This window comes from Thiobaca trueperi, from assembly GCF_004342175.1.
Lineage (GTDB): Bacteria > Pseudomonadota > Gammaproteobacteria > Chromatiales > Chromatiaceae > Thiobaca > Thiobaca trueperi.
Genome location: NZ_SMAO01000002.1, coordinates 566,767 through 591,394, shown reverse-complemented (window position 1 = coordinate 591,394; position 24,628 = coordinate 566,767). Strand labels below are relative to the sequence as shown.

The 24,628-nt window shown below is 62.7% G+C and carries 17 protein-coding genes; 5 read left to right on the top strand and 12 right to left on the bottom strand.

What is annotated here, in order from left to right:
• Positions 1-59 precede the first annotated feature (59 nt).
• Positions 60-2,312 carry a chemotaxis protein CheW gene (locus tag EDC35_RS05750; protein ID WP_132976258.1) on the bottom strand — a complete coding sequence of 751 codons (2,253 nt, stop codon included), beginning with the start codon at positions 2,310-2,312 and terminating at the stop codon, positions 60-62.
• A 34-nt stretch (positions 2,313-2,346) separates the two neighbouring features.
• The gene (locus tag EDC35_RS05745; protein WP_132976257.1) at positions 2,347-2,712 is read right to left on the bottom strand and encodes a response regulator; all 366 of its coding nucleotides are present in this window, start codon (positions 2,710-2,712) and stop codon (positions 2,347-2,349) included.
• Between the two features lie 648 nt (positions 2,713-3,360).
• Here EDC35_RS05745 and EDC35_RS05740 point away from each other — a divergent pair.
• Positions 3,361-4,305: a diguanylate cyclase gene (locus EDC35_RS05740; protein ID WP_132976256.1), complete on the top strand. Its 945-nt coding sequence runs from the start codon at positions 3,361-3,363 to the stop codon at positions 4,303-4,305.
• Between the two features lie 17 nt (positions 4,306-4,322).
• Entirely contained in the window at positions 4,323-7,799 is a 3,477-nt protein-coding gene (gene mfd / locus EDC35_RS05735) for a transcription-repair coupling factor (RefSeq protein ID WP_132976255.1), read from the top strand.
• Positions 7,800-7,879: 80 nt separating this feature from the next.
• Here mfd and EDC35_RS05730 read toward each other — a convergent pair whose 3' ends face one another.
• The 6 genes from EDC35_RS05730 to EDC35_RS05705 all read right to left on the bottom strand — a co-directional run bounded on the left by EDC35_RS05730 (position 7,880) and on the right by EDC35_RS05705 (position 18,482).
• On the bottom strand, positions 7,880-10,096 hold the full coding sequence (locus EDC35_RS05730) for a GGDEF/EAL domain-containing response regulator (protein ID WP_132976254.1): 2,217 nt from the start codon (positions 10,094-10,096) through the stop codon (positions 7,880-7,882).
• Positions 10,097-10,099: 3 nt separating this feature from the next.
• Positions 10,100-12,889 carry a transporter substrate-binding domain-containing protein gene (locus EDC35_RS05725; protein ID WP_243651458.1) on the bottom strand — a complete coding sequence of 930 codons (2,790 nt, stop codon included), beginning with the start codon at positions 12,887-12,889 and terminating at the stop codon, positions 10,100-10,102.
• A gap of 75 nt (positions 12,890-12,964) precedes the next feature.
• Positions 12,965-13,648 carry a TorF family putative porin gene (locus tag EDC35_RS05720; RefSeq protein ID WP_132976253.1) on the bottom strand — a complete coding sequence of 228 codons (684 nt, stop codon included), beginning with the start codon at positions 13,646-13,648 and terminating at the stop codon, positions 12,965-12,967.
• Between the two features lie 4 nt (positions 13,649-13,652).
• Entirely contained in the window at positions 13,653-15,758 is a 2,106-nt protein-coding gene (locus EDC35_RS05715; RefSeq protein WP_132976252.1) for a methyl-accepting chemotaxis protein, read from the bottom strand.
• Between the two features lie 253 nt (positions 15,759-16,011).
• On the bottom strand, positions 16,012-16,839 hold the full coding sequence (gene kdsA / locus EDC35_RS05710) for a 3-deoxy-8-phosphooctulonate synthase (RefSeq protein ID WP_132976322.1): 828 nt from the start codon (positions 16,837-16,839) through the stop codon (positions 16,012-16,014).
• A complete protein-coding gene (locus tag EDC35_RS05705) occupies positions 16,839-18,482 on the bottom strand; it encodes a CTP synthase (protein WP_207896122.1) in 1,644 nt (547 codons plus the stop codon). Before EDC35_RS05705 ends, kdsA begins: the two co-directional genes overlap by 1 nt.
• A gap of 242 nt (positions 18,483-18,724) precedes the next feature.
• Between EDC35_RS05705 and fnr the strand changes: the two genes are divergently transcribed.
• Positions 18,725-19,480, top strand: coding sequence for a fumarate/nitrate reduction transcriptional regulator Fnr (fnr, locus tag EDC35_RS05700; RefSeq protein WP_132976251.1), 756 nt, complete (start codon positions 18,725-18,727; stop codon positions 19,478-19,480).
• Between the two features lie 111 nt (positions 19,481-19,591).
• Here the strand turns inward: fnr and dnaQ are convergent, their stop codons facing one another.
• From dnaQ to EDC35_RS05685, 3 genes are read right to left on the bottom strand one after another with little or no spacing between them, the layout of a single operon-like run.
• Positions 19,592-20,308 carry a DNA polymerase III subunit epsilon gene (gene dnaQ, locus EDC35_RS05695; RefSeq protein WP_132976250.1) on the bottom strand — a complete coding sequence of 239 codons (717 nt, stop codon included), beginning with the start codon at positions 20,306-20,308 and terminating at the stop codon, positions 19,592-19,594.
• Positions 20,308-20,736, bottom strand: coding sequence for a ribonuclease HI (gene rnhA / locus EDC35_RS05690; protein ID WP_132976249.1), 429 nt, complete (start codon positions 20,734-20,736; stop codon positions 20,308-20,310). The genes dnaQ and rnhA overlap by 1 nt, the downstream gene beginning before the upstream one ends.
• A complete protein-coding gene (locus EDC35_RS05685; protein WP_132976248.1) occupies positions 20,729-21,496 on the bottom strand; it encodes a class I SAM-dependent methyltransferase in 768 nt (255 codons plus the stop codon). The genes rnhA and EDC35_RS05685 overlap by 8 nt, the downstream gene beginning before the upstream one ends.
• A gap of 178 nt (positions 21,497-21,674) precedes the next feature.
• Between EDC35_RS05685 and EDC35_RS05680 the strand changes: the two genes are divergently transcribed.
• A complete protein-coding gene (locus EDC35_RS05680) occupies positions 21,675-23,123 on the top strand; it encodes a LysM peptidoglycan-binding domain-containing protein (RefSeq protein ID WP_132976247.1) in 1,449 nt (482 codons plus the stop codon).
• On the opposite strand, the gene pssA is transcribed toward EDC35_RS05680, so the two are convergent.
• Positions 23,120-23,887, bottom strand: a complete 768-nt coding sequence (gene pssA, locus EDC35_RS05675; protein ID WP_132976246.1) for a CDP-diacylglycerol--serine O-phosphatidyltransferase — start codon at positions 23,885-23,887, stop codon at positions 23,120-23,122. The two genes, EDC35_RS05680 and pssA, sit on opposite strands and share 4 nt — an antisense overlap.
• A 245-nt stretch (positions 23,888-24,132) precedes the next feature.
• Between pssA and EDC35_RS05670 the strand changes: the two genes are divergently transcribed.
• Positions 24,133-24,627 (top strand): NAD(P)H-dependent oxidoreductase subunit E, encoded by a 495-nt coding sequence (locus EDC35_RS05670; protein WP_132976245.1) that lies wholly within the window; start codon positions 24,133-24,135, stop codon positions 24,625-24,627.
• Position 24,628 lies beyond the last annotated feature (1 nt).

Genomic DNA, 24,628 nt, shown 5'->3' with positions numbered 1-24,628 from the left:
CTGTCAGTCTTATGAAATCCTGTTAATCCCGTCTAATGAATCAACCAGCGCAGACCGGCTTATTTCCGGCTCAGTCGCGCCAGGGCGTCCACGTCCAGAATCATGGCGACCCGTCCGTCGCCCATGATGGTGGCGCCCGAAATGCCTTCCACCCGGCGGTAATTGGTCTCCAGACTCTTGATGACGACCTGATGCTGGGCCACCAGTTCGTCCACCAGCAGGGCGACCCGGCCCTCGTTGGTATCGACGATCACCAGGATGCCCTCCTCCTGACGGATGCGCTCGCCGCCAAGCTGGAAGATATCGTGCAGCACGACCAGCGGCAGATAGTCGCCGTTGACCTCCGCCAACTGACCCTTGCCGGACACCGTCTTGAATTGCTCGGCACGGGGCTGGATCGACTCCTGGATGGCGGTCAGCGGCAGGATGAAAATCTCCTCGCCCATGCGTACCGAGAGCCCGTCAAGGATCGCCAGCGTCAGCGGCAGACGGATGGTGATCTGGGTGCCGCGTCCGGGGCTGGAATCGATCTCGACCCGCCCGTTCATCTCATCGATATTGCGCCGCACCACGTCCATGCCCACGCCGCGCCCCGAGATGTCGGTCACTTTTTCGGCGGTCGAGAAACCGGCGGCAAAGATGAGCTGCCAGACCTCTTTGTCCGAGGGGTGCTCAGGCATGGGGATGCCCTGCTGGGCGGCCTTGGCGAGGAGTTTGTCGCGATTGAGCCCGGCGCCGTCGTCGCTGACCTCGACCACCACGCTGCCGCCGCGATGACTGGCGCGCAGGGTGATTTCGCCGGTCTCGGACTTGCCAGCCGCACGGCGGCGCTCCGGCAGTTCGATGCCGTGATCGATGCTGTTGCGCACCAGATGATTGAGCGGATCGGCCAGACGCTCGATCAGCCCCTTGTCGAGTTCGGTGTCCTCGCCCACGAGCCTCAGATTCACCTTTTTGCCCAGAGTGGCGGCGGTATCGCGCACCACGCGCGGGAAACGGTTGAAGACAAAGCTGATGGGCAGCATGCGGATCGACATCACCGCCTGCTGGAGATCGCGCGAATTGCGCTCCAGATTGGACAGACCGCTGAGGATACGCTCGTTGACGACCGGATCCAGCCCGGACGCGGATTCGGCCAGCATGGCGTGCGTAATGACCAGTTCGCCGACCAGATTGATGAGCTGATCGACCTTTTCGACACTGACCCGGATTGATGAGTCGGTCACGGCTGGACGCTTCACCGATTCGCTCGTGCGCTGGACGCCCGCTGTCGGGGGTGGCGCGCCGCTGTCGCCCGTGCCCGACGCGGCTGGCGGCGCCCTGTCGTCCGCCTGCTCGGATAAGCTCGGAGCGGGAGAGAAAAACCCATAGCCCTGATGGCTGTCAGCGCGATCCTGAGTGGCGACCGCCGCCACCTGTTCCATGCCGGGACTGCCGCCGAAGAGACCGAAGCCCTCGTGTTCCTGATCCAGCGCCTGCTCGCTCCCCGGTGCACCGTCAAAGAAGCCGAATCCGTCATCGTCTTCCTGCTGCTGCGAGCCGGCAGCCAGCGCCCGCTCGCTCCCCGGTGCACCGTCAAAGAAGCCGAACCCTGCGTCATCCTCAACCTGCTGACTGTCAGACAACGCGACCGCTGGCGTCTGCTCGTCGGGCAGGATGCGGATCTGCTGCGGATCGCAGACGAAGGCAAAGGTCTCGATGATCGCGGCCTGATCGAACCGGGTTGTCAGTCGCCAGCGGCAGCCGTCCGGCTGATCGGGAGCAAGCCGCGCGAAGGCGCCCAGTTCGGCCAGCGCGTCGGCCAGGGTCTGGAGATCTGAATCAGACTGGAGTTCGATGACATCCGGGCAGAATTCGATCCGCCAGACCGCCGCTTCCGCATTGAAATGAGACGGCAGCGACGCTGGCGCCGAGGCATCGGCATCAAGCTGCGCGAGCCGTTCCAGTCGGGCTGCGATTGCGGCGATGCGCGGATCGTCGTATTCGATTCCATCCTGATGCGCAGCCAACTGCGCCCGCAGCACATCGCCGGCCTGCAGGAAGGCATCGATCATCTCAGTGGTGGGCGACATCTCCTGCTTGCGCAGACGGTCGAGCAGGGTCTCCAGGACATGCGTCATCTGCGCCATGTCGGTAAAACCGAAGGTTCCGGCCCCACCCTTGATGGAATGCGCAGCCCGGAAAATGGCATTGAGCATTTCCAGGTCGGGTGACTCGACATCCAGATCCAGCAACAGCCCCTCCATCGCCGCCAGATGTTCGCTGGCCTCGTCGAAGAACACCTGATAGAACCGACTCATGTCGATGTTCATGCCCGTTCCTCTTGCTGGCGGTCAGATCCCCGGTTCAACCAATGACTTTGCGCACGACTTCGAGCAGTTTCTGCGGGTCGAAGGGCTTGACCAGCCAGCCGGTTGCGCCAGCGGCCCGACCCTGGGCCTTCATCGCATCGCTCGACTCAGTGGTCAGCATGAGAATTGGCACGGCGGCGTATTGCGGCAGGGCACGCAGTTGCTTGATGAGGGTCAGGCCGTCCATGCGCGGCATGTTCTGATCGGTGAAGATGAGGCTGAAACGACCGGCACGGGCCTTGTCGAGGCCGTCCTGGCCGTCGTTCGCCTCGGTCACGCTGTAGCCGGCCTCCTTCAGGGTGAAGGACACCATCTGGCGGATGGACGCGGAATCGTCCACGGTTAGAATTGTCTTGGACATTGCTGCGCCCTGAAAATCGAAAATCGCGTTGATTCTGATGTTGAGATTGCCCGCACAGGTTCAATCTCGCGCCTGATGATCACTTTATAAAACCACGTCCAGCAGGTATTCCATGTGTTTGCATTGGCCCGGTCTCTTTCGAGCAACGGACCTCAGAGCAGTCGCGGTTTGGGTCACTGCATCGCAGCCGATGCTCACTCTAACCCGAGTGACGGGGGAACAGCTAGTGCAGCACCCTGAGAAACCCCGAGGCCGGTCGTTGTCGTAATCGAATATTCGCAAGCCGACGACGATGATTACGACAACGACAACGATCGGAGACGGTCTCGGAACATCTGCCCTGGTCATACATGCCCGATCACATTCCAGCATCTGCAACCCGTCACTACGCTTCGTTGACATTCTGCATGCGACACAGCATGAGCATGACGATGCACTTGCGGTCTCTTTTGTTTTTCCGGTAGCCTTTGAATCGATGCTGAGGCGGACGCGGCGAGCAGGAACTGCCTCAATCCCGAAGCCGCAGCGGCGCACGCGCCCTTCTCATCTCCGATGTTTCAACGATCTCCCATGGCCCTGCCGGGTTTCCAGACGCGCCGCGCCGCTCGCACACATTATGTTTGAAGGGTTTCTGGCGGTGTCTCGCGCATGATCAAGGAAAAAGACTACGGCATCCTCGTCGTCGATGACGAACCCACCAATGCGCGGTTGCTGACCTGCATGTTGCGCGACCACTATGCCGTGCGCGAGGCTTACAGTGGCGCCGAGGCGCTGCAGATCGCCCGCAGTGACGACAAACCGGCACTGATTCTGCTTGATGTGATGATGCCTGACATTGACGGCTTCGAGGTTTGCCGACAGCTCAAGGCCGAGAACGAGACCAAGGACATCACCGTCATCTTCGTGACCACCCTGAGCGAAAGCGCCGCCGAGGAGATCGGCCTCAATCTGGGCGCGGTCGATTATCTCACCAAGCCGGTGCGGATGCCGATCCTGCGCGCCCGGGTGCGCAATCACATGAATCTGCGCAAACAGGCGGATATGCTGGAGGCGCTGTCCTACATCGATGGTCTGACCCATGTTTACAATCGCCGCCGCTTCGACGCCGCGCTCCTGGCAGAATGGCAGCGCGGGCGCCGGCTGTCACGACCGCTCGCCATCGTCATGATCGATTTCGATCATTTCAAGGCGCTCAACGATCATTATGGGCACGGCACCGGCGATGCCTGTCTGCAACAGGGCGCCACCGCACTGGCCGCGTCGCTGAGACGACCGACCGATCTCCTGGCGCGCTATGGCGGTGAGGAATTTGTCGCGCTCCTGCCGGACACCGACCTCGTCGGCGCCTGTGTCATGGCCGAGACCATGCGGCAGGCGATCAAGGCGCTGCGTCTGCGGCACGAATACTCCCCGACCGCCAGTCACGTCACCATCAGTCTCGGCGTGGCCTCGATGACGCCGACCGCCGCCTGCGAGGCGCAGCATCTGCTGCAACTGGCTGACCGCGTCCTCAATCAGGCCAAGAGCGAGGGACGCGACCGCATCGGTGTCGCACGACTGGACGACGCAATCGACATGAGCTGGCCAATCTGATGCTGACCAATCACTGCATGAATCATGAAACCCCACCCTCATCCCCGCTTGCGCCACCGCTGCCGACCCGTCCCGGTGAACGTCTGCTGTGGGGCCGGCTCGCGGGCGCCGGGGCGGCGCTCGCCATCGCCAGCGCCGCACGGCGTCATACCGGACTCATCCTCGCCATCGTCGAGGATGTGCAGTCCGCCGCCCGTCTGCGCGCCGAACTCGGATTCTTTCTGGCCGGCAGCAACCTGCCGCTGCTCGTCTTCCCGGATTGGGAGACCCTGCCCTACGATGTCTTCTCGCCCCTGCCGGAGCTGGTCTCGGAGCGCCTGCTGACCCTGCATCGTCTGCCCGGCCTGACCCAGGGGGTGCTGGTGGCGCCGGTCGGCACCCTGATGCAGCGCCTGCCACCGCGCGATTATGTGGACGGTCAATCGCTGGTCCTGGCGGTCGGCGACCGGCTGGATCTGGACGCCACCCGCCGCCGGCTGGAGCGCGCCGGCTATTCCTGCGTCTCCCAGGTCATCGGTCACGGCGAATACGCGGTGCGCGGCTCGCTGCTGGATGTCTTTCCGATGGGGAGCGAGACACCGCTGCGCATCGATCTCTTCGACCGCGAGGTCGAGAGCATCCGCACCTTCGACCCCGAGACCCAGCGATCGCAGGAGAAGATCGAACGCATCCGGCTGCTGCCAGCGCGCGAGTTTCCGCTCAACGAGGAGGCCATCGCCGGCTTCCGCCAACGCTATCGCGCCAGCATCGAAGGCGATCCGCAGAACAGCCTCATTTATCGCGAGGTCTCGGAGGGACGCACCCCCGGCGGGCTGGAATCCTGGCTGCCGCTCTTTTTCGAGCAGACCGCGACCCTTTTCGACTATCTGCCCGAGGGTGTGCTGGCGCTGGAGTCGGACGCCTGCCGCGACACGGCGACACGCTTTTTCGCCGATGTCGGTCAGCGTTACGAGCAGCGGCGGCATGACATCGAGCGCCCGCTGCTGCCGCCCAACCGGCTCTATCTCTCGCCTGATGAACTCGCGGGCGCATTCAACCGGCTCTCCGGCGTGCGCTATCAGGGGCCGGAGATCGGCGAGCGGCGCAGGGGCTATGCCGATGTCTGCAACTTCGCCACTGCCACCCTGCCCCCGCTCGCCATCCAGGCCCGCGCCGCGCAACCGGCGCAGGCGCTCAAAGACTTCCTCGCCACACCGGATCAACGGGTGCTGTTCGTCGCCGAAAGCACCGGACGGCGCGAGCTGCTGGCCGAACATCTGGCCGGTTTCGCGATCCGCGCCAGACCGGTCGCGGGCTGGCAGTCCTTTCTCGACGGCGATCAGGCAGTCGGGCTGACAGTCGCGCCGCTGGAACAGGGTCTGCTGCTGGAACAGGCCGGCATCGCCCTGATCACCGAGACCCAGCTTTACGGCGAACGGGTGCGTCAGGAGCGCCGCCGCCGCGCCCGCGAGCGCGACAGCGACGCCATCGTCCGCAATCTCACCGAACTGACCGAAGGGGCGCCAGTCGTCCACGAAGAGCACGGCGTCGGGCGCTATCTGGGACTGCAAACGCTGGATGTCGGCGGGACGACCACCGAATTCCTGACGCTCGAATACGCTAATGGGGACAAGCTCTATGTCCCGGTGTCGTCGCTGCATCTGATTTCACGCTATACCGGCGCCTCACCTGAGAACGCCCCGCTGCATCGGCTCGGCGGCGATCAATGGGATCGGATTAAGCGCAAAGCGGCGCAGAAGGCCCACGATGTTGCCGCCGAACTGCTCGACATCTACGCCCGCCGTGCTGCTCGCGAGGGCGTGGCCTTTCCGGACGGCGGCGATGACTATGCGGCCTTCGCCGCCGCCTTCGCCTTTGAGGAGACGCCCGACCAGCAGCGCGCCATCGAGGCGGTCATTGCCGACATGGCCGACCCCAAACCGATGGATCGCGTGGTCTGCGGCGATGTCGGTTTCGGCAAGACCGAGGTCGCCATGCGCGCCGCCTTCATGGCGGTCAATGGGGGCCGTCAGGTGGTGGTGCTGGTGCCGACCACCCTGCTCGCCCAGCAGCACTTCGAGAACTTCTCCGACCGCTTCGCCGACTGGCCGGTGAAGGTCGAGAGTCTGTCGCGCTTTCGCACCGCCAAGGAGCAGAAGGTCATTCTGGACGGTCTGGCCGATGGCACGCTCGACATCGTCGTCGGCACCCACAAACTGTTACAACCGAGCATCAAATTCAAGAATCTGGGACTCGCCATCATCGACGAGGAACACCGCTTCGGTGTGCGCCACAAAGAACAGCTCAAGAATCTGCGCAGCGAGGTGGACATTCTCACCCTCACCGCCACACCCATTCCGCGCACGCTCAATATGGCCATGTCCGGAATGCGCGATCTCTCGATCATCGCCACCCCGCCGGTCGAGCGTCACCCCATCAAGACCTTCGTCAGCGCCTGGAACGACGCACTCATCCAGGAGGCCGTGCTGCGCGAGCTGAAACGCGGCGGGCAGGTCTATTTCCTGCACAACGAGGTCGAGACCATCGAGAATCAGGCGCAGAAGCTGGAGACGCTGATCCCCGAGGCGCGGGTCCAGGTCGCACATGGTCAGATGCGCGAACGCGACCTAGAGCGGGTGATGCGCGACTTCTACCACCAGCGTTTCAATGTGCTGGTCTGCACCACCATCATCGAAAGCGGCATCGACGTGCCGAGCGCCAACACCATCGTCATCAACCGCGCCGACAAACTGGGACTGGCGCAACTCCACCAGCTACGCGGACGGGTCGGACGCTCGCATCACCGCGCCTACGCCTATCTCATCACCCCGCCGGCCAAGACCATGACCGCCGACGCCAAAAAGCGCCTGGAGGCCATCGAATCCATGGAAGACCTGGGCGCGGGTTTCACCCTCGCCACCCACGATCTGGAGATCCGGGGCGCGGGCGAACTCCTGGGCGACGAACAATCGGGTCAGATCACCGAGGTTGGCTTTACCCTCTACATGGATCTGCTGGAACGTGCCGTGCAGGCGCTCAAGGCCGGACGCACCCCCGAACTGGACCGCCCGCTCGATCATGGCACCGAGATCGATCTCGGCCTCCCCGCCCTTCTCCCCAGCGACTATCTGCCCGATGTCCACGCCCGTCTGGTGATGTACAAACGCATCGCCAGCGCCCGCGACCGCGATGAACTGCGTGAACTGCAAGTGGAGATGATCGACCGTTTCGGTCTGCTGCCCGAACCGGCCAGAAACCTGCTGGAGATCACCGAACTCAAGCTGACCGTCCAGCCGCTCGGCATCCGCAAGATCGAAGCCGGCCCGGCCAGCGGACGCATCCTTTTCGATGAATCGACCCGCATCGACCCTGCGAATCTCATCCGGCTGATTCAGACCAGGCCGAAGGAATTCAAGCTGGAGGGCGGGGACAAACTCAAATTCTTTCGGGACATGGCCGAGCCCGCACGACGCATCCTGGAGGTGCGGCAGGTCATAGAGCAACTGACCGGATAGGCAGGGTCTGGCCGCCTGCATCGCGACCATCAGCCCAATCCTCGCCTGTGGTCATCGCCGGTCTGGATATGATCTGAAACCTAAGCGATGGCCGCCGCCATCCACACCTCCAGTTGCTCAATCGGCATGGGGCGGGCGAACAGAAATCCCTGGGCCTCCTGACAGCCCATCTCCCGCAGACTGCGGTGCTGCGCCTCGTTCTCCACCCCTTCAGCGATCATGCCCAGGCTGCACTGATGCCCCAGGGCAAGGATGATCTGCGCGATGCTGCCGGTGGGATTCGAGCGTTCCAGCTCCTCAATGAAGGAGCGATCAATCTTCAGACGGTCAATCCTGAGCTGCCTGAGCACATTCAGCGACGAATAGCCGGTGCCGAAGTCGTCAATGGCGATGGCAACGCCAAGACGCCGGATGTCAGCCAGTTTGGCAGTGATCGCATCGATTTGCTCCATGGCAATCGACTCGGTCAATTCCAGCTCGACCTGCGCGGCGGCAACCTGACAGTCAGCGAGCACGCGCTCCAGCATGGGGACAAAGCCGGGTTCGCGAAACTGCGCGTGCGAGACATTGATCGCCATCCGAAACCCGGCGTACCCCAGTTCGGTCAGACGATGGAGCTGCTGGCAGGCGGTTCGGAGCACCCATTCGCCAAGCGGGACGATCAGACCCGACTGTTCGGCGAGCGGGATGAACTGGTCCGGGGGAATCCAGTGTCCATCGTCGCTCTGCCAGCGCAGCAGCGCCTCGGCGCCGACCGGCCTGCCGCTGACCAGATCGATCTGAGGCTGAAAAACGAGCGAGAGCCGCTCGGCGGAGAAGGCGGCGCGCAGATCGGTCAGCATCCGCATGCGCGCGTGTGCCGCCTTGCTGAGGGCGTCCGAAAAATAGCTCGCCTTGCCGCGACCGAACCGCTTGCCCTGCTTGAGCGCGATACTGGCGTCCTTGAGCAGTTCCCCACCCCGCACCGGGCTGCCGTTCAGGCGGATCAGGCTGCTGGTAGCCGCAATACGGAGCGTTTCGCCCTGCACCATCAGAGGGGCGGCAAACACCTGCTCAAGACGATCCGGATTGAGATCGTCCTGTGGTCCGAGCAGACCGAAGGCGTCGCCAGCGACCCGGGCCAGAATGACGCGCGGTCCAAGGGTCTGCGCCAGTCGGGCGGCGACCGCCTGGAGCACCAGATCGCCAAAGCGATGATCAAGCGCGAGGGCGATGGCGGCAAAGTCGTCGAGATCCAGCAGCGCCAGGGTCATGTCCGGCTCGGCGCCTCTTTCCTCAATGAGCTGGATGAAGCGGTTGCGGTTGGGCAGACGCAGCAACTGATCGTGATAGGCCAGATCGAAGAGCTGGCTGTGCAGCAGGACGTTCTCAAAGCCGACCGAGACATTGGCGCAGAACACCTCCAGCAGCTTGCGATCCAGCGGATCGGGTTCGCGCGCAATATCGAGATAGGCGGCCATGCCGCGCGTCTCGCTGACATTGAAATACAGACAGATGCCATGGTCGAAGGTGTGCCGCCTGCTCAGCAGACATCGCCGCAGGGCGTCACGCACCGGCGCCTCGGGCAACCCCTGCAGGGGACGGTGGATCGTCTCCCGATAACGCCCTGCGGCGGCAATGACCAGCGGCGACTCGTCGGCGAAGGGGCTGGAAGAGGATGCGCAGATCAGACCTTCCGGGGCGATATTCAGCAGGGCGCAGACCTGAATCACCACCCCCTCGGCAAACTGTTGCAGGGCGCGCAGCCGGTTCAGACCGGTGCTGGCCTCAACGATCAGTTCCAGACCGCGCCGGTTCAGCTCGATCTGGCGAATCTGCCAGTAGGAGCGGATGGCAGCGGTCAGGCTGGTGAAGAGACGTATCCGCGTCAGCTCGGATTTGGTCCGGTAATCGTTGATGTCATAGGCGCGAATGGTCTCGATCTCCGGCGCATAGCCGGGTTGGCCGGTTCGCAGCACGATGCGGACGGAATGGTCGCCGAGCTCGTCACGAATCCGCCGGACGAGTTGCAGTCCGGCGTCGTCTGATTCCATGATCACATCAAGCAGGATGACCGCCAGATCCGGGGTGCGCTCCAGAATGACGTAGGCCTCCTGGGCCGAATAGGCATGGAAAAAACACAGGGGGCGACCTTCGATCACCAGATCGCGCAGGATCAGCATGGTCGCCTCATGGACATCGGCATCGTCATCAACGATCAGGATGCGCCAGGGATCGACGGATGCGGAAGGCATGCGGTCCAGGGGGTCGTCGATAAACTGGACGGCATCGTCACCCAGGGAAAGTGCATCGCTCATCGGTTATCCCGTTCGACTGATCGTTAGAGGAGGATCCGGTCGCGTGCCGGGGTTCGCGCCTCGCTCCGCTGGCATTGGCAGCCCTGCTACCGCAGGAGGGGCGATCAAGGGTAAGTCAATGTCGAATGCCGTGCCCTGGCCGGGAACGCTCCGAACCTCGATCATGCCGCCGAGCAGCCCTGTCACGAGATTGTAGACGATGTGCAGTCCCAGACCGCTGCCGCCCTGACCGAGGCGCGTGGTGAAAAAAGGATCGAAAATCCGGCCGAGATTGGCCGGATCGATCCCGCTGCCGTCGTCGCTGACCCGGATGCGGACATGGCCGGGAACGACGGAGTGGGCCTCGATACGGATACGGCCCTCCGTGCGCCCCTCGAAGGCGTGAATCAGCGCGTTCTGGATCAGATTCATGAGGATCTGGCCGAGCGGCCCGGGGAAACTGTCCAGCCGCAGGTCTGGCGCAACACTCACCTCCAGGGTCGCCGGCGAACGCCGCAGGCGTGGCTGAAGGGCCAGGGCGATCTCCCGCGTCACCTCATCCAGGGCAAAGGTGCGACGCTGATAGCTCGCCTGATCCACGGCCACCTGTTTGAAACTGCCGATCAGTTCCGCCGCGCGCTCCAGACTGCGCTGCATGATGTTCGTGTTCTCGCGCACCGTATCGACAAAGCGTTGTAGGGCGGAACGGGTCAGCCCCGCCGTCATCTGCGCGCTGAAGCTGCGCTCCTGATCGGCCAGGGTGCTGGCCAGCATCACGGCGTTGCCGATCGGCGTATTCAATTCATGGGCAATGCCGGCCACCAGATCACCCAGCGCCGCCAGTTTTTCGGACTGCACCAGCTCGGCCTGAGCCCGTTCCAGTTGCGCCAGGGTCTCGCGCAGATCGCGCGTGCGTTCGGCCACGCGCTGTTCCAGCCCGGTATTCTGCTCGGCGATATGTGCGCGCGCCTGCCCGAGTTCCCGGTTGAGCTTCGCCAGCCGCCGGTTCCAGACCAGCACCGCCCACAGCATGGTCCCGGCAATGCCGACGACCCCAGCGACGATTTTCCACATCAGGACATAATCGAACACCTTCTCGTAACGGATCGAAAGCCAGCGATTGACGATAGCCTGACGCTGCGCTTGAGGAAAGGCATCGATCGCGGACTGAAAGATTTCCCCCAGCAACGGCTCGTCGCTGCGGGTGGCAATCGACAGGTTCCAGGAAAGGTTCTGGGTGTCTTCGAGTTGTCCGGCGACCTTCATGTCCTGGACTTCCTGAGTCTGGATACGATAGGCGATTGCCGGCAGTGCATCGATAAAACCGAACAGCCGGCCCTCCTGGACCTCTCTGAGCCCCTGCTCGATATTGGCGACCTCCCGCAGACGGATGCCGGGATAGCGCGCCTTCAGGGCGTCGATCAGCGCGTAGCCCCGGGAAATGCCGAAGGTCTCTCCCAGCACGGATTCGAAATCGTTGATGAATACCTGATGGGTCTGGGTCGCGATCACCGAGCGTAACGAGAGATAGGGCGTCGTGAAATCCAGGAAGGCGCGCCGGGCGGGAGTTGCCATCGCGGCGGGCAGCAGATCGCAGCGTCGCTCCCTGACCAAGGCGAGTGACTCATCCCAGGTCGTGGTTGGCGTCAGCACGATCTTCGTTTCAAGCATCTCCGCGAGACGGGCGAACACATCGGCGACCATGCCTTCGTGGACGCCATCCGGGCTGATGCGCTCCACGGGCATCCAGTCGGGATCGACGCACATCCTGAGCGGGCCTTTGCGGCGGAGGTAGTCGATCTGCTGGGGCGAGAGTGCGACACGCCCGACCTGTCGGTCTGACTCGCCAAACCACTTCTCCTGCAGGCGCCGGATCTGGTCCGGCGTCAGCGACGCCAGCGCCTTGTCGAGGATCGACTGGAACAGCGGCCAGTCCTTGCGGGTCGCGATATAGAGCGCGGAGAACTCACCCCCCTTGTCTTCCTGGCTCCATATCCCCTGGACCTTCAGGTTGACATAGCCCGAGTGGGCGATGTGATGGTTCAGGACGTTGGCAAAATCGGTCGTAAAATCGGCCTGTCCACGGCTTACGGCCGCGATGGACTCGCCGATGCCAGCGGTCTCAATGATCCTGAATCTGTTGCCGAAGCGTTTTTTCAGCAGTTCGGTCTGTTCCCATCCTTTGGGAGAGGCCGCCACGGAACCGAAGAGATCGGCGATGGACTGGACCGCCGGGTGATCCCGACGGGTCAGGAACTGGTTGGCGCCCTGCACAATGGGTGACGAGAAGGTCGCACAGTCCAGCAGTTTCAGGGGTTTATCGGCGGGATGCAGCAGATCGATCCGGCGGGCGCACAACAGATCGACCAGTTCGTCCCAGGTTTCGCCCTGCACGAACTCGAAGGTCACACCGATCCGCTCCGCCAGCAGATTCATGAGATCGACTGAATAGCCCTGCGGCATCCCGTGCGCGAAAAAATCGTAGGGCGGCCAGTCGAGTTCGTTACTGACACGCACCACCGGATGGGCCTGGAGAAAGGCGCGCTCGGCCTCAGTCAACGCGAGCGTCGAGGCGGGTACTGATTCGGCAGCGGGCGCCGCCCCGGCCCTGAACAGCGTCTCCCCGATCCGTCGCAGCCGGTCCGCATCCATGCTGCCCAGCGGATACACATTCAACCGCATGAACCTGACGGTCTCCCAGGCATTGAATTCCAGCCCGGCATCGGTTTGCGGGGAGACCGTCCGCAGCGGCTCATGAGCCGCAAGCGACGGAGAAACAGCCAGCAGAATGGAAAGCAGCAGAGGCAACAGCATGCGGATCACAGGGGGCTCTGATCGGTTCGCTATTCGCAGAGCCGAGGCGTCAGGACAGACTTGATGGTGGAATCGTCAAAAAAGAATCGTTCGACTGACGGTGAACAATAGCACGGTATCGCCAGACGCATCGCTCAACGTCGTCCCGCTCACGCCAAGCGCGAAATCAAAACCGGCGTAGCTGGTTTGATTCATGACCTGCCAGTGCAGATAGTGATCCCGGTCGCCATCCCAGGCAAAGCGATTGGCATCCAGGCTGGTTGACCGGTCAAGCTGTGTCCTGATCGTCCAGCGGTCGTTGATCTTGAAATCCCTTTGCAGCATGACAACGATATGCCCGACATCCAGACCGGAATAATCGTGGCTGTACCAGGTATTCAGGTTGAAACCCAGGATCCCCAGTTTGAGATAGGCTTCCGGATAATTGCTGTCCGCGCTGTCGCTGCCGCCATGATAGCTATAGTAGGCAAGACCGGCATCGACCGAATAGCCGGGGCGGAACTCGAAGCGATACCCCAGATAGCCGTCCACTTCCGCCTTGGTATCGTTGCCAAAATCGACGTTCGATGCCCAGATGCCTGCATAGGCACCCGATGCCCCAGACCAGTCCAGACTGGCCTGGGCCGCCGGCTGATGATCGGTTTGGGTCACGCCGTTGAAAAGATAATCGCTGGCGCCGGTGACGGTCGCGGACCAGTCCGCCTGCGTCGCGCTGGAGCACCCGGCGATGATCAGCGCCACAAGGATTCGTGTCTTCATGGGGTCAGACCCTGAGCAGATTGAGTTGATCGTCGAGCGTCTGGATGGCGCCATGGGTCGCCTGGGCCGCCGTTTCGGAGACCTGCGCCAGATGTGCCAGATCGCGCGCGGCATCACCGATGGCGGTGAGGCTGCGATTGATCTCTTCGCTGACCTGACTCTGTTCCTCGGCGGCCGTGGCCACCTGCAGGACATGGCTGTCGATCCGCTTGACGCCCAGCACGGCGCGATCAAGCAGTTCCGCGCTGCGCTGCGTGAAGGTCAGGGTCTGCTCCATCTCGCTGCGGCTGCTGTGAAGCAGTTGCTCCGCCTGTCTGACATCGCCCTGAAGCCCCTTGATCAGTGCGTCCACATCCTTGGTCGATTCCTGGGTGCGGGTGGCCAGATGCCGAACCTCCTCGGCGACCACGGCGAAGCCCCGCCCCTGCTCGCCCGCCCGCGCGGCCTCGATCGCCGCGTTGAGCGCGAGCAGATTGGTGCGTCCGGCGATTTCGCGGATCGTCTCCAGAATGCCATCGATTGCCTGGCTGCGCTCGGCGACCTGACGCATCTGAGCGGTGGCATCCTCGACCGAGCGCGACAGCAGGCCCACCCGATCCTGGGTGCCGTTGAGCGCCTGCTGGGTCTGATCGATATGTTCCGCCGCCTCACAGGACGCCGCCGCCGACTGGTTGGCGAGATTCGCCACCTCGCTGGCGGTGCTCGACATCTGGGTCATGGCGGTCGCAACGCTGTCGATCTGGGTATTCTGGGTCGCGGTGGCCTGTCCGACCTGACGGGCATAGTCGCTCAGGTCGGCGGAGTGCCCGGACAGGGTCTGACTCTGCTCCTTCATGACCAGAATCATCTGGCGCAGCTTGTCGATGAAGCGATTGATGTTCTTGCTCAGATCGATCAACTCGACATGATGGTCCACCATGACTTTGACCGTCAGATCGCCTTCCGCTGAGGCCAGCGCCCGCATGCCCTGGGCAAGCTGCGCCAGCGGCTGCGTGATGGTGCGCATCAGGATCACGATGACGATCAGCCCCAGGACAGTCATGACGGCGGCCCCGGCCGCCAGTTCAAGGATCGCCGTGCGGGTGTCGGCGCGCAGCTCCTGCTCCAGTGCATGCGCGGCAGCAAGAATGTCGGCCTCCGCCACCGAGATGGACAGCGTCCAGGAGGCGTTCGCGATGGGAATCGTCAGACTGTGGAGCCAGCGGTCGCCACTTTTGCTCTGACCGGGGGTCATGATGGCGGTCGCCAGTTCCGGCGCGACATCGCTCAGACGCTTGCCGAGCTGACCCGGAAAACGTGTCGAGGCGGCGATCAGCCCCTGATGACTGACCAGGATCAGATCGCCCTTATCACGAAACAGCCGTTTGGCAATCGCCTCGGCGGCGGTCTGAAGGGCCGAGAGATTGATGTCCATGCCGACCACGCCGATGAATCGCTGACCGAGGACAAGCGGCAGGGTCAGGCTGGTCATCAACTCTTCGTAGCCGGGTTTGATTTCATAGAGGTAGGGGTTGGTGATACAGGTCTGCTGACGCTCCTTCGGGCAGAGATACCACTCGGCCTCGCGCTGACCGTATTCATTGAGCGTTTCGATATATTTCACGCCCGGATCTTCGGTTTCATGAAAGACGAGCGAATCGCCCTCGCGCGTGAAATAGATCTCGATGGTGCCGGTATTCGAGCTGTGGGACAGATTCCCCGCGTATTCGCTGTCCCTGCCGTCATAGCCATTCGGCTCGAACTGCGCGTAGACCGAACTGACAAAGGGGTTGCTCTCCAGGGTATTGAGCACCATCCGTTTCAACTGATCCCGATCATAGGGTGTCGTACCGTCCGCACCGAGCGCCGAGCGCGCGATCTGCTGTTGCAGGACCGAGACGCTTGCGATGGTCGAAGCCAGCAGCCGCTGGATTTCCTGGCTGGTGCCCAGCGCCGTCTCGCTCATGATCTCTTCGGCCTGCTGCGAGAGGTTGAGCGTCATGGAGTCGGTCGCGGTCTGGACCGAGGTGCGAAAGATCAGGGTCGCGAGCACGATGATCACGACCGCCGTGAGCACCAGGATCATCCCGGTGACCAGCAACAGTTTGAGACGCAGGCTGAGGGTTTGCATGTCGGATTGATCTCGTTCAAGAATCTCCATCACGACACAGCGGCGTGCTGGAAAATCAGTCAGTCATATCCGATCAAGCGGCCCTTCCTAATCGGGATGCGGAAGCATACCCGCCGATCATGAAGGGGACGTTAAGACACGGCACCGCACGATGCTGTCCCCACAGAAGCCTTACGAACCGCCAATGGCTCAGTACGCCGGTCTGCACGCAAGACCGAGGCGGATCCTGCGAGCGGACGCATCCTCACCATGCTTACCCTTCAGCAAACCCCGCCGCCTTGACCACCCGATCGATCTCAATCAGGGTCGCGAGCAAATCGCGCATCCGGTCCAGGGGCCAGGCATTGGGTCCGTCGCTCAGGGCGCGGTCGGGGTCGGGGTGGGTCTCCATGAAGAGCCCGGCGATGCCAGCCGCAACGGCTGCACGCGCCAGTACGGGGACGAATTCGCGCTGACCGCCCGAGCATGTCCCCTGACCGCCCGGCAACTGCACCGAATGGGTGGCATCGAAGACCACCGGACAGCCGGTCTCGCGCATGACCGCGAGCGAGCGCATGTCGGAGACCAGATTGTTGTAACCGAATGAGGCGCCGCGCTCACAGACCATGATGCGATCATTGCCGGTCGCGCGCGCCTTCGCGACCACATGCTTCATGTCCCAGGGGGCAAGGAACTGGCCCTTTTTGATGTTGACCGGTTTGCCCTGACTGGCGACCGACTGGATGAAATTGGTCTGACGGCAGAGAAAGGCCGGCGTCTGGAGCACATCGACCACATCGGCGACCTCGCCGAGCGGGGTGTCCTCGTGCACGTCGGTCAGGACCGGCACGCCGATGGTTGCGCGCACCGACCCCAGGATGCGCAGCCCTTCCTCCAAACCTGGCCCGCGAAAGCTCGCGCCGGACGAACGATTGGCCTTGTCGAACGAAGACTTGTAGATGAAGTGGATGCCGAGCGCCTCGGTCATCTCCTTCAAGGCGCCGGCCGTCTCCTGCGCCAGAGTCTCGCTCTCGATGACACAGGGTCCGGCGATGAGGAAGAGTGACCGGTCGAGACCGACATCGAAACCGGCCAGGGGCATCATGCCGGGTCGTCTCCAGTCAGTTCATGCTGTGCCAGCGCGGCGCGCACGAAGCCTTCAAACAGCGGATGACCGTCGCGCGGGGTGGAGGTGAATTCGGGATGGAACTGGCAGGCGATGAACCAGGGGTGATCCGGGATCTCGATGATCTCGACCAGCCGGTTGTCGAGCGACCAGCCGGAGAAACGCATGCCGGCATCCTTCATGGCGTCGAGATACGCATTGTTGAACTCGTAACGATGCCGATGACGTTCGCGCACCTGTGGCTGACCGTAGACCGCGCGCGCCAGACTGCCGGGCTCCAGCCGGCAGTTCTGTCCGCCGAGCCGCATCGAGCCGCCGAGGTCGTCGCCCTCGGAGCGGGTCTCGACCCGGCCCTGCTCGTCGCGCCATTCGGTGATGAGTGCAATGACCGGATGCGGGGTCTGACTGTCGAATTCGGTGCTGTGCGCCCCCTCTAGGCCGGCCATGTGACGGGCATATTCGATCACGGCCACCTGCATGCCGAGACAGATTCCGAGATAGGGTACCCGCTTCTCGCGCGCATACTGGACAGTCGCGATCTTGCCCTCGATTCCCCGCTCACCGAAGCCACCTGGCACCAGAATGGCATCCAGACCGTCGAGACAGGCCGTACCCGACTGCTCGATCTCCTCCGAATCCACATAGAGAATATCGACCTGCGTCTTGGTGTGAACCCCCGCGTGGGCCAACGCCTCGGAGAGCGATTTATAGGCCTCGGTCAGGTTCATGTACTTGCCGACCATACCGATGCGCACCCGCTGCGCCGGATGATCGAAGCCGTCCAGCACACGATCCCATTCGCTGAGATCGGCCTCGGGAATATCCAGGCGGAACTGGCGCGCCACCAGCTCATCAAGGCTCTGGGCGTGAAGCAGATGCGGGATGCGGTAGATGTTGTCAGCGTCGATGGCCGAGATGACGGCCTTCTCGGAGACGTTGGTGAAGAGCGCGATCTTGCGCCGCTCCTCGTCCGGCAGCAGCTTCTCGGCGCGGCAGAGCAGGATGTCGGGCTGGATGCCGATTGAGCGCAGTTCCTTGACCGAGTGCTGGGTCGGCTTGGTCTTGATCTCGCCGGCAGTACGGATATAGGGCACCAGGGTGAGATGCATGAACAGCGAGTTTTCCGGACCCTCCTCCACCCGCATCTGGCGGATCGCCTCCAGAAAGGGAAGCGACTCGATGTCGCCGACGGTGCCGCCGATCTCGACCATGGCGATGTCGGCGCCCTCGGCCCCGAGCCGGATGCTCTGTTTGATCTCGTCGGTGATGTGCGGGATCACCTGCACGGTGCGGCCCAGATAATCGCCCCGGCGCTCCTGGCGGATCACGCTCTCGTAGATCTGGCCGGTGGTGAAATTGTTGTTGCGACCCATGCGGGTGCGCAGAAAACGCTCGTAATGACCCAGATCCAGGTCGGTCTCGGCACCGTCGTCGGTGACATAGACCTCACCATGCTGAAAGGGGCTCATGGTGCCCGGATCGACGTTGATATAGGGATCGAGCTTGATCATGGTGACCTTGAGGCCACGCGCTTCGAGCAGGGCAGCCAGCGAGGCCGAGGCAATGCCTTTGCCCAGCGATGAAACAACACCGCCGGTAATAAAAATAAACTTGGTCATAGAAAATCAGTCAGGAGGGTCGAGGGCGGTGCCCGATAGCCCCGGCAAGCTACCAAAATCGCCGCAACTCATCAATCCGCTCACGCACTCGACCCAGTGCTCCGCCGGTCTGGCCGATGACGATTCGCACACATCTTTACCGCCTTGTCATCCGGCATGAATCCGGTTACAAAACGATTATTCTTGATCCAGATCAAATGGCGGCCAAACAGCGAGCCGCCTCCAACCCGGAGAGCGGTGTCTTGAGCCAGCATAAAGTGATCTCCCTGGAAACACTTCGGGTCGCCTGCAAAAACTGTTCGCTCTCGTCGTTATGCCTGCCGATGGGTCTGTCTCCAGAGGACACGGAACGTCTTGACGACATCGTCAGGCACGCGCGTCCGTTGCACCGCAATGATTTCCTGTTTCGTGCCGGCGACCGGTTCCGTTCGCTGTATGTCGTCAAGACCGGCGCCCTCAAAAGCTTCGCGCCCTGCCCCGAAGGCGGCGAACAGGTGCTGGGTTTTCATCTGCCGGGCGAGATCATCGGTCTGGACGCCATTGACAAGGAGCTGCATGTCTGCTCGGCCAAGGTGCTGGAAACCTCTGCGATCTGCGAAATCCCCTTCGCCCGACTCGCCGAACTCACCGCGACCATTCCCAGCCTGCAACACCAGATGTTCCGCCTGCTCAGCAAGGAGATCGGCCACGATACCGAGATGCTGTTGCTGCTGGGCAAAAAGAGCGCCGAAGAGCGACTGGCCGTCTTTCTGCTGAGTCTCTCGCAACGTCTGCAGAAGCGCGGGCTCTCGGCGTCCGATTTTTATCTCAGCATGTCCCGCCACGAGATCGGCAACTATCTGGGTCTGGCGGTCGAGACCGTCAGCCGCATCTTCACCCGCTTTCAGGAAGATGGCCTGATGTGCGTGGATCGCAAGCACATCCAGTTGCTCAACCTGCCCGCACTGGAAGCACTCATTGGCAGCACCGGGCAGAATCGGCGCCAGCAGCAACAGTAGTTTCAGCCGCCAGCCGCCAGCCGCCAGCCGCCAGCCGCCAGATTTCAGATTGACACGGCGAAACGGGGTAACAAAATTTTCTGCCAACTGCCGGGGCGAATGAATTCGCCCCTACTCCCGCAACCAGAGACACCCCTCTCCGCTTGCCGCCTGAATGGCCGCGAGCCGAGCGGCATGTGCGACGCAGGCCGCCTCGTCGGCCTGGACGATGCGCAGACGGGGGCGATCAGGATCGATGCGACCGCGATGCTGTGTGCGCTGGTCGCGTCCGCCGTCCGCTGACGAATCGCCGCCCAGATGCAGCGCAACCTGACCCCCGGTCATGGCGAGATAGACATCGGCCAGGATCTCGGCATCAAGCAGTGCGCCGTGCAGATCCCGATGCGAGTTATCGACGGTGTAGCGTTTGCAGAGCGCATCCAGACCGTTGCGCTGGCCGGGATGGAGCCGGCGCGCCATCACGAGCGTATCCGTCACCTCGCACAGATCGATGATTTTGGGCATGCCCGGACGCCAGCGCCCGAATTCATGGTCGAGAAAGCCCAGATCGAATGGCGCATTGTGGATGATGAGCTCGGCGCCCTCGATATAGCGCAGAAAGGCATCCGCGACTTCGGCAAAGCGTGGCTTGTCGGCAAGAAAGGTGTTGGTGATGCCATGCACCGCCGCCGCACCGGCATCGATCTCGCGCTCCGGCTGGATGTACTGATGAAAGTTATGGCGCGTGAGCCGACGGTCGATCAGCTCGACACAGCCGATCTCAATGATCCGATGCCCCTCCAGGGGATCGAGACCCGTGGTTTCGGTATCCAGGACGATCTGACGCATTAAGGCACACCTCGATTGGCCAGACGGTCGGCGCGCTCGTTCTCGGCGTGCCCGGCATGTCCCTTAACCCAGCGCCAGCCCACATCATGGCCGACGAGCGCGGCATCGAGCCGCTCCCACAGATCGCGGTTCTTGACCGGCTGACGGTTGGCGGTTCGCCAGCCATTGAGCTTCCATTTCTTCATCCAGGACATGACACCGTTCTTGACATACTGCGAGTCGGTGGTGATCTGGATCCGGGTCGGGCGTTTCAGGGTCTCCAGGGCGACGATCACTGCCATCAGCTCCATGCGGTTGTTGGTGGTCTCGCGTTCGCCCCCAAAGAGTTCCTTCTCCACCTCGCCCCAGCGCAGCAGCACGCCCCAGCCGCCCGGCCCCGGATTGCCCTTGCAGGCACCATCGGTATAGGCCTGAACGCACTCAGACATGACCGGTTCCCCGCCGTGTGGGCCGCATGGCGCCGCCCGTCAGGATAGCGCGCCGCCGTCCGAACCAGGACGGCTTGAGCGGCGTCAGGGTGGCGACCCGCTTGACTGCGCGAATGGCATAGACACCGCCCAGCCGGGGCAGAAAACGCGGCCCCCATGACTCGAACGGCTCGCACCCTGCACCCTGCGCGTGGCGGAATGGCGGGCGATACAGCATGTGCTCACATACCTCAATATCGAAACCAAGAACCGACAGCCACTTTCCGGCCTGTGCGGCCGTCCGAAAGCGACCGCACCAGGGCGCCCGTCCCCTGGCGCGTCCCATCAGACCCCGCGCACCCCAGGCGCTCAGTGCATTGAATCCGAGGATAACGACACGCCCTTCGGGAATCAGGACACGCTCGACCTCGCTCAGAACGGCCTGCGGATTCGCGACGAAATCCAGGGTATGCGGCAGCAGGATGGCATCGACACTATCGGCGGCAAGCGGCAACTGATCCGTCCGGGACAGAATCTGCGGCCAGCGCTGAGCGGCACTCGACTCGCTGGCAATCAGGACGCGATGCCGGATCCGACTGGAGGCCAGGGCGTCCTGAAAGGTCTCGATCACGCCGATCTGGACCAGGTAATAACCGAATGTATTGGCAATCAGACGCTGGACACTGGCGCATTCGACCCGCGCCACCTCCTGCCCGAGCGGAGAGCGATACCAGTCCTGGAGCCGCGCGAGCGGGGGATTCTGAATGTCGAAAAGAGTCATGCGGACGCCTCGGTTGAGGCGCACATGGTACTCATGATCGCCGACGCTGTCGTGCCGGGGATGCGGCGATCACCGTGGTTTAAACCTGGAATTGAGACGATCCTTTGCGTATGATGTCGCATCACAAATCATAATAATTTAATTAAACAACAAGTTAAGAAATTTTACCGGGGGTTTCATGTCTGGTGTCATCCACTTAGGGCGCGCCGCACGCGCGCTGACGGTCTCAACCTTATCCCTGCTCGCCCTCTCTCTGCTTCCCGGTTGCGCCAATCGCGGCGATGTCGCCATGATGGACGACGCCAGCCAGGACGACTACTCCGGCATCGTCTCGGCGCGTGAATACGGCTATGTCAGACCAGCACGGGAGGGTCGCATCGCCGGACGCTCGGTCAACCGCAGTGCGGGTGGCGATGTCTGGGGCCGGGTCCGCACGGGCATGAAACTGGATCTGCACGCCCATGCACGCATCGATGGCACCCTGGAGCGATTCCGGCGCGACCCCCGGTATCTCGAAAGACTGTCACAGCAAGCGTCACCCTATCTGCCAACCATCGTCGCCGAGATCGAAAAGCGCGGCTTCCCCATGGAGCTGGCCCTGCTCCCGCATGTCGAGAGCCGCTACAACCCGAACGCGACCTCACCCAAGGCAGCCGGCGGCATGTGGCAGTTCATGCCTTACACCGCCCGCGAAATGGGGCTGCGGCTGGACGGCGAGTATGACGAACGTCGTGATGTCGTGGCCTCCACGCGCGCCGCACTGGACTATCTGGCGCAGATCAATCAGCGCTTCAATGGCGACTGGGAGCTGACCATGGCCGCTTACAACTGCGGCCCGGCGCGTGTCGAAGCGGCCCAGGAGGCCAACATCCTCGCCGGCAGACCCACTGATTTCTGGTCGCTCGACCTGCCCAACGAAACCCGCCAGTACGTCCCCCAGATCCTCGCCACCGCCCGACTGGTCGCCGATTCGGGCAAATATGGACAACGCCTGATCCCTATTGCGGATCGTCCGATGCTGCCAGCGGAATCGTCACGGCTGGCCGTTCGCGTCCAGCAGCGGACGCCGTCCGTCGCACTGGATCTGGCCAGACCTGCGACAGGCAAAGTGGTCAGCCGGGAGGTGGCCGCCACCAAAACCATAGCGGAAAGCGTCGCGAGCAGCCGGCCCGCGCGGACGGAGGCAACGGCTGGCAAGACGCCCAGGCAGGACAAAGTCGCAAGCAGCAAGAGTCGCCAGCCCACGGTCGCCGCCAGCAAAGTCCATCAAGTCAAGTCCGGCGAGCACATGACCGCCATCGCGCGTCGCTATGGAGTCGATGTCAAAACCCTGGCGGGTTGGAATGGTCTGTCGCTCAACGAACCGCTGCTGCCCGGCCAGACCCTGCGTCTTGACGCCGACAAGATCGCTGATAAAGCAGCCAGCACGACCAAGACCGCCAGGACGGCGAAGAAAGAAGCCCCCGCGCTCGTGACCCATCAGGTGAAAAAAGGCGATTCCATCACCGCGATCGCCCGCCGCTATGGCGTCACCATCGACGAGATCAAACGCTGGAACAAGATCGCCAGCAATCAGGTGAATGTGGGCGACACCATCCGCGTCTATCGCCAGAAATCGTCGAGCTAAACCGACTCCCGCCGCCGCCGGGCCCGGTTCTGTCTGAGCTGAACCAGGGTCCAGGCCGGCCCTGAAATCGCGTAAGTCAGCGCGAGCAGAAAGAGCACCAGAGGGGGGTAGATGAAGATCACCGACACCCCCAGCATCACCCCCACCGCCAGCAGAAAGGGCACCCGTCCCTGTAAATTGAGCTGCTTGAAACTCTGATAGCGAAAATTGCTCACCATCAGCAGCCCCGCGCCAGCGGTCAGGAACATCGCCAGCCAGGACACGCTGGCGCCATTGATGCCCAGGTCGTGAGCAACCCAGATACCGCTGGCGATGATGGCAGCAGCAGCGGGACTGGCCAGTCCCTGAAAATACCGCTTGTCGGCAATCCCCACCTGCGTATTGAAGCGGGCCAGACGCAACGCGGCGGCGGCGGTATAGACAAAGGCCGCAAACCAGCCAACCTTGCCCAGCCCGCCGAGCGCCCAGTGATAGGCGACCAGCGCTGGCGCCACGCCGAAAGCGACCATGTCCGACAGACTGTCATATTGGGCGCCGAAATCGGTCTGGGTCTGGGTGATCCGCGCGATGCGTCCGTCGAAACCGTCGAGCAGCATGGCGGCGAAGATCGCCAGCGCAGCGGCCTCGAAACGCCCCTGAGTGGCAGCAAGCACGGCATAAAAGCCCGCAAACAGGGCGGCGGTCGTGAACAGGTTCGGCAGCAGATAGATGCCACGCGGGCGTTTGCGGACAGGGGTTGTTACGTCTGGAGTGGTGTCGTCCATAGTCTCGATTCAAATCTGATGATGGGTGGCTGATCGCAGCGCCGAGTATAGCCGGGGCGCGAGTGAAGCCGAAAGGAAAGCGGCCTGCGAACAGACGCCAGAGCGGCCTGAATCTGTTATACACTTGCGCCATTATGTCCGCTGTCGGCAGATGCGGATCGGCCAGCCCCGATGCGGGTTTCAACTGGCCGGATCATCGTGCCGACTCCGCGTTTCGAGACCCTCAGCAAGCTCAAGGAGTCGCCATGACCCTGCCGCAAGCCAAACCGCCATTGCCCAGTGAGGACAAACGCTGGAAGCTCGTCAATGCCACCATGCGCCGCAACGGTTATGCGGGTCATGCACTGATTGAGGCTCTGCACAGCATTCAGGACGCCTTCGGCTTTCTTGACGAGATCTCGCTGCGCTTCGTCGCCGGCTCGCTCGATCTGCCCTTGAGCAAGGTCTATGGCGTCGCGACCTTCTACCACATCTTCATGCTCAAGCCGAAAGGGCGCCACACCTGCGTGGTGTGTACCGGCACGGCCTGTTATATCAAAGGCGCAGGTGATCTGGTGGATACAATCAACGCGCGCTTCGGGGTGCAGCCGGGTGGCACGACCGAAGATGATCGCCTGTCGGTGCTTGCCGCACGCTGTGTCGGCGCCTGCGGGCTCGCCCCGGCGGTCGTGGTGGACGGCGAGCTGCACGGCAAGCTCACCGCCGAGACCCTGATGACCAGGCTTGAGGAGCTGAACTGAC

What these genes read in the sequence shown, in the direction of transcription:
- EDC35_RS05750 (WP_132976258.1), bottom strand. Translation starts at nt 2,312, where the DNA reads ATGAACATCGACATGAGTCGGTTCTATCAGGTGTTCTTCGACGAGGCC.
- EDC35_RS05745 (WP_132976257.1), bottom strand. Translation starts at nt 2,712, where the DNA reads ATGTCCAAGACAATTCTAACCGTGGACGATTCCGCGTCCATCCGCCAG.
- EDC35_RS05740 (WP_132976256.1), top strand. Translation starts at nt 3,361, where the DNA reads ATGATCAAGGAAAAAGACTACGGCATCCTCGTCGTCGATGACGAACCC.
- mfd (WP_132976255.1), top strand. Translation starts at nt 4,323, where the DNA reads ATGAATCATGAAACCCCACCCTCATCCCCGCTTGCGCCACCGCTGCCG.
- EDC35_RS05730 (WP_132976254.1), bottom strand. Translation starts at nt 10,096, where the DNA reads ATGAGCGATGCACTTTCCCTGGGTGACGATGCCGTCCAGTTTATCGAC.
- EDC35_RS05725 (WP_243651458.1), bottom strand. Translation starts at nt 12,889, where the DNA reads ATGCTGTTGCCTCTGCTGCTTTCCATTCTGCTGGCTGTTTCTCCGTCG.
- EDC35_RS05720 (WP_132976253.1), bottom strand. Translation starts at nt 13,648, where the DNA reads ATGAAGACACGAATCCTTGTGGCGCTGATCATCGCCGGGTGCTCCAGC.
- EDC35_RS05715 (WP_132976252.1), bottom strand. Translation starts at nt 15,758, where the DNA reads ATGCAAACCCTCAGCCTGCGTCTCAAACTGTTGCTGGTCACCGGGATG.
- kdsA (WP_132976322.1), bottom strand. Translation starts at nt 16,839, where the DNA reads ATGCCCCTGGCCGGTTTCGATGTCGGTCTCGACCGGTCACTCTTCCTC.
- EDC35_RS05705 (WP_207896122.1), bottom strand. Translation starts at nt 18,482, where the DNA reads ATGACCAAGTTTATTTTTATTACCGGCGGTGTTGTTTCATCGCTGGGC.
- dnaQ (WP_132976250.1), bottom strand. Translation starts at nt 20,308, where the DNA reads ATGCGTCAGATCGTCCTGGATACCGAAACCACGGGTCTCGATCCCCTG.
- rnhA (WP_132976249.1), bottom strand. Translation starts at nt 20,736, where the DNA reads ATGTCTGAGTGCGTTCAGGCCTATACCGATGGTGCCTGCAAGGGCAAT.
- EDC35_RS05685 (WP_132976248.1), bottom strand. Translation starts at nt 21,496, where the DNA reads ATGACTCTTTTCGACATTCAGAATCCCCCGCTCGCGCGGCTCCAGGAC.
- EDC35_RS05680 (WP_132976247.1), top strand. Translation starts at nt 21,675, where the DNA reads ATGTCTGGTGTCATCCACTTAGGGCGCGCCGCACGCGCGCTGACGGTC.
- pssA (WP_132976246.1), bottom strand. Translation starts at nt 23,887, where the DNA reads ATGGACGACACCACTCCAGACGTAACAACCCCTGTCCGCAAACGCCCG.
- EDC35_RS05670 (WP_132976245.1), top strand. Translation starts at nt 24,133, where the DNA reads ATGACCCTGCCGCAAGCCAAACCGCCATTGCCCAGTGAGGACAAACGC.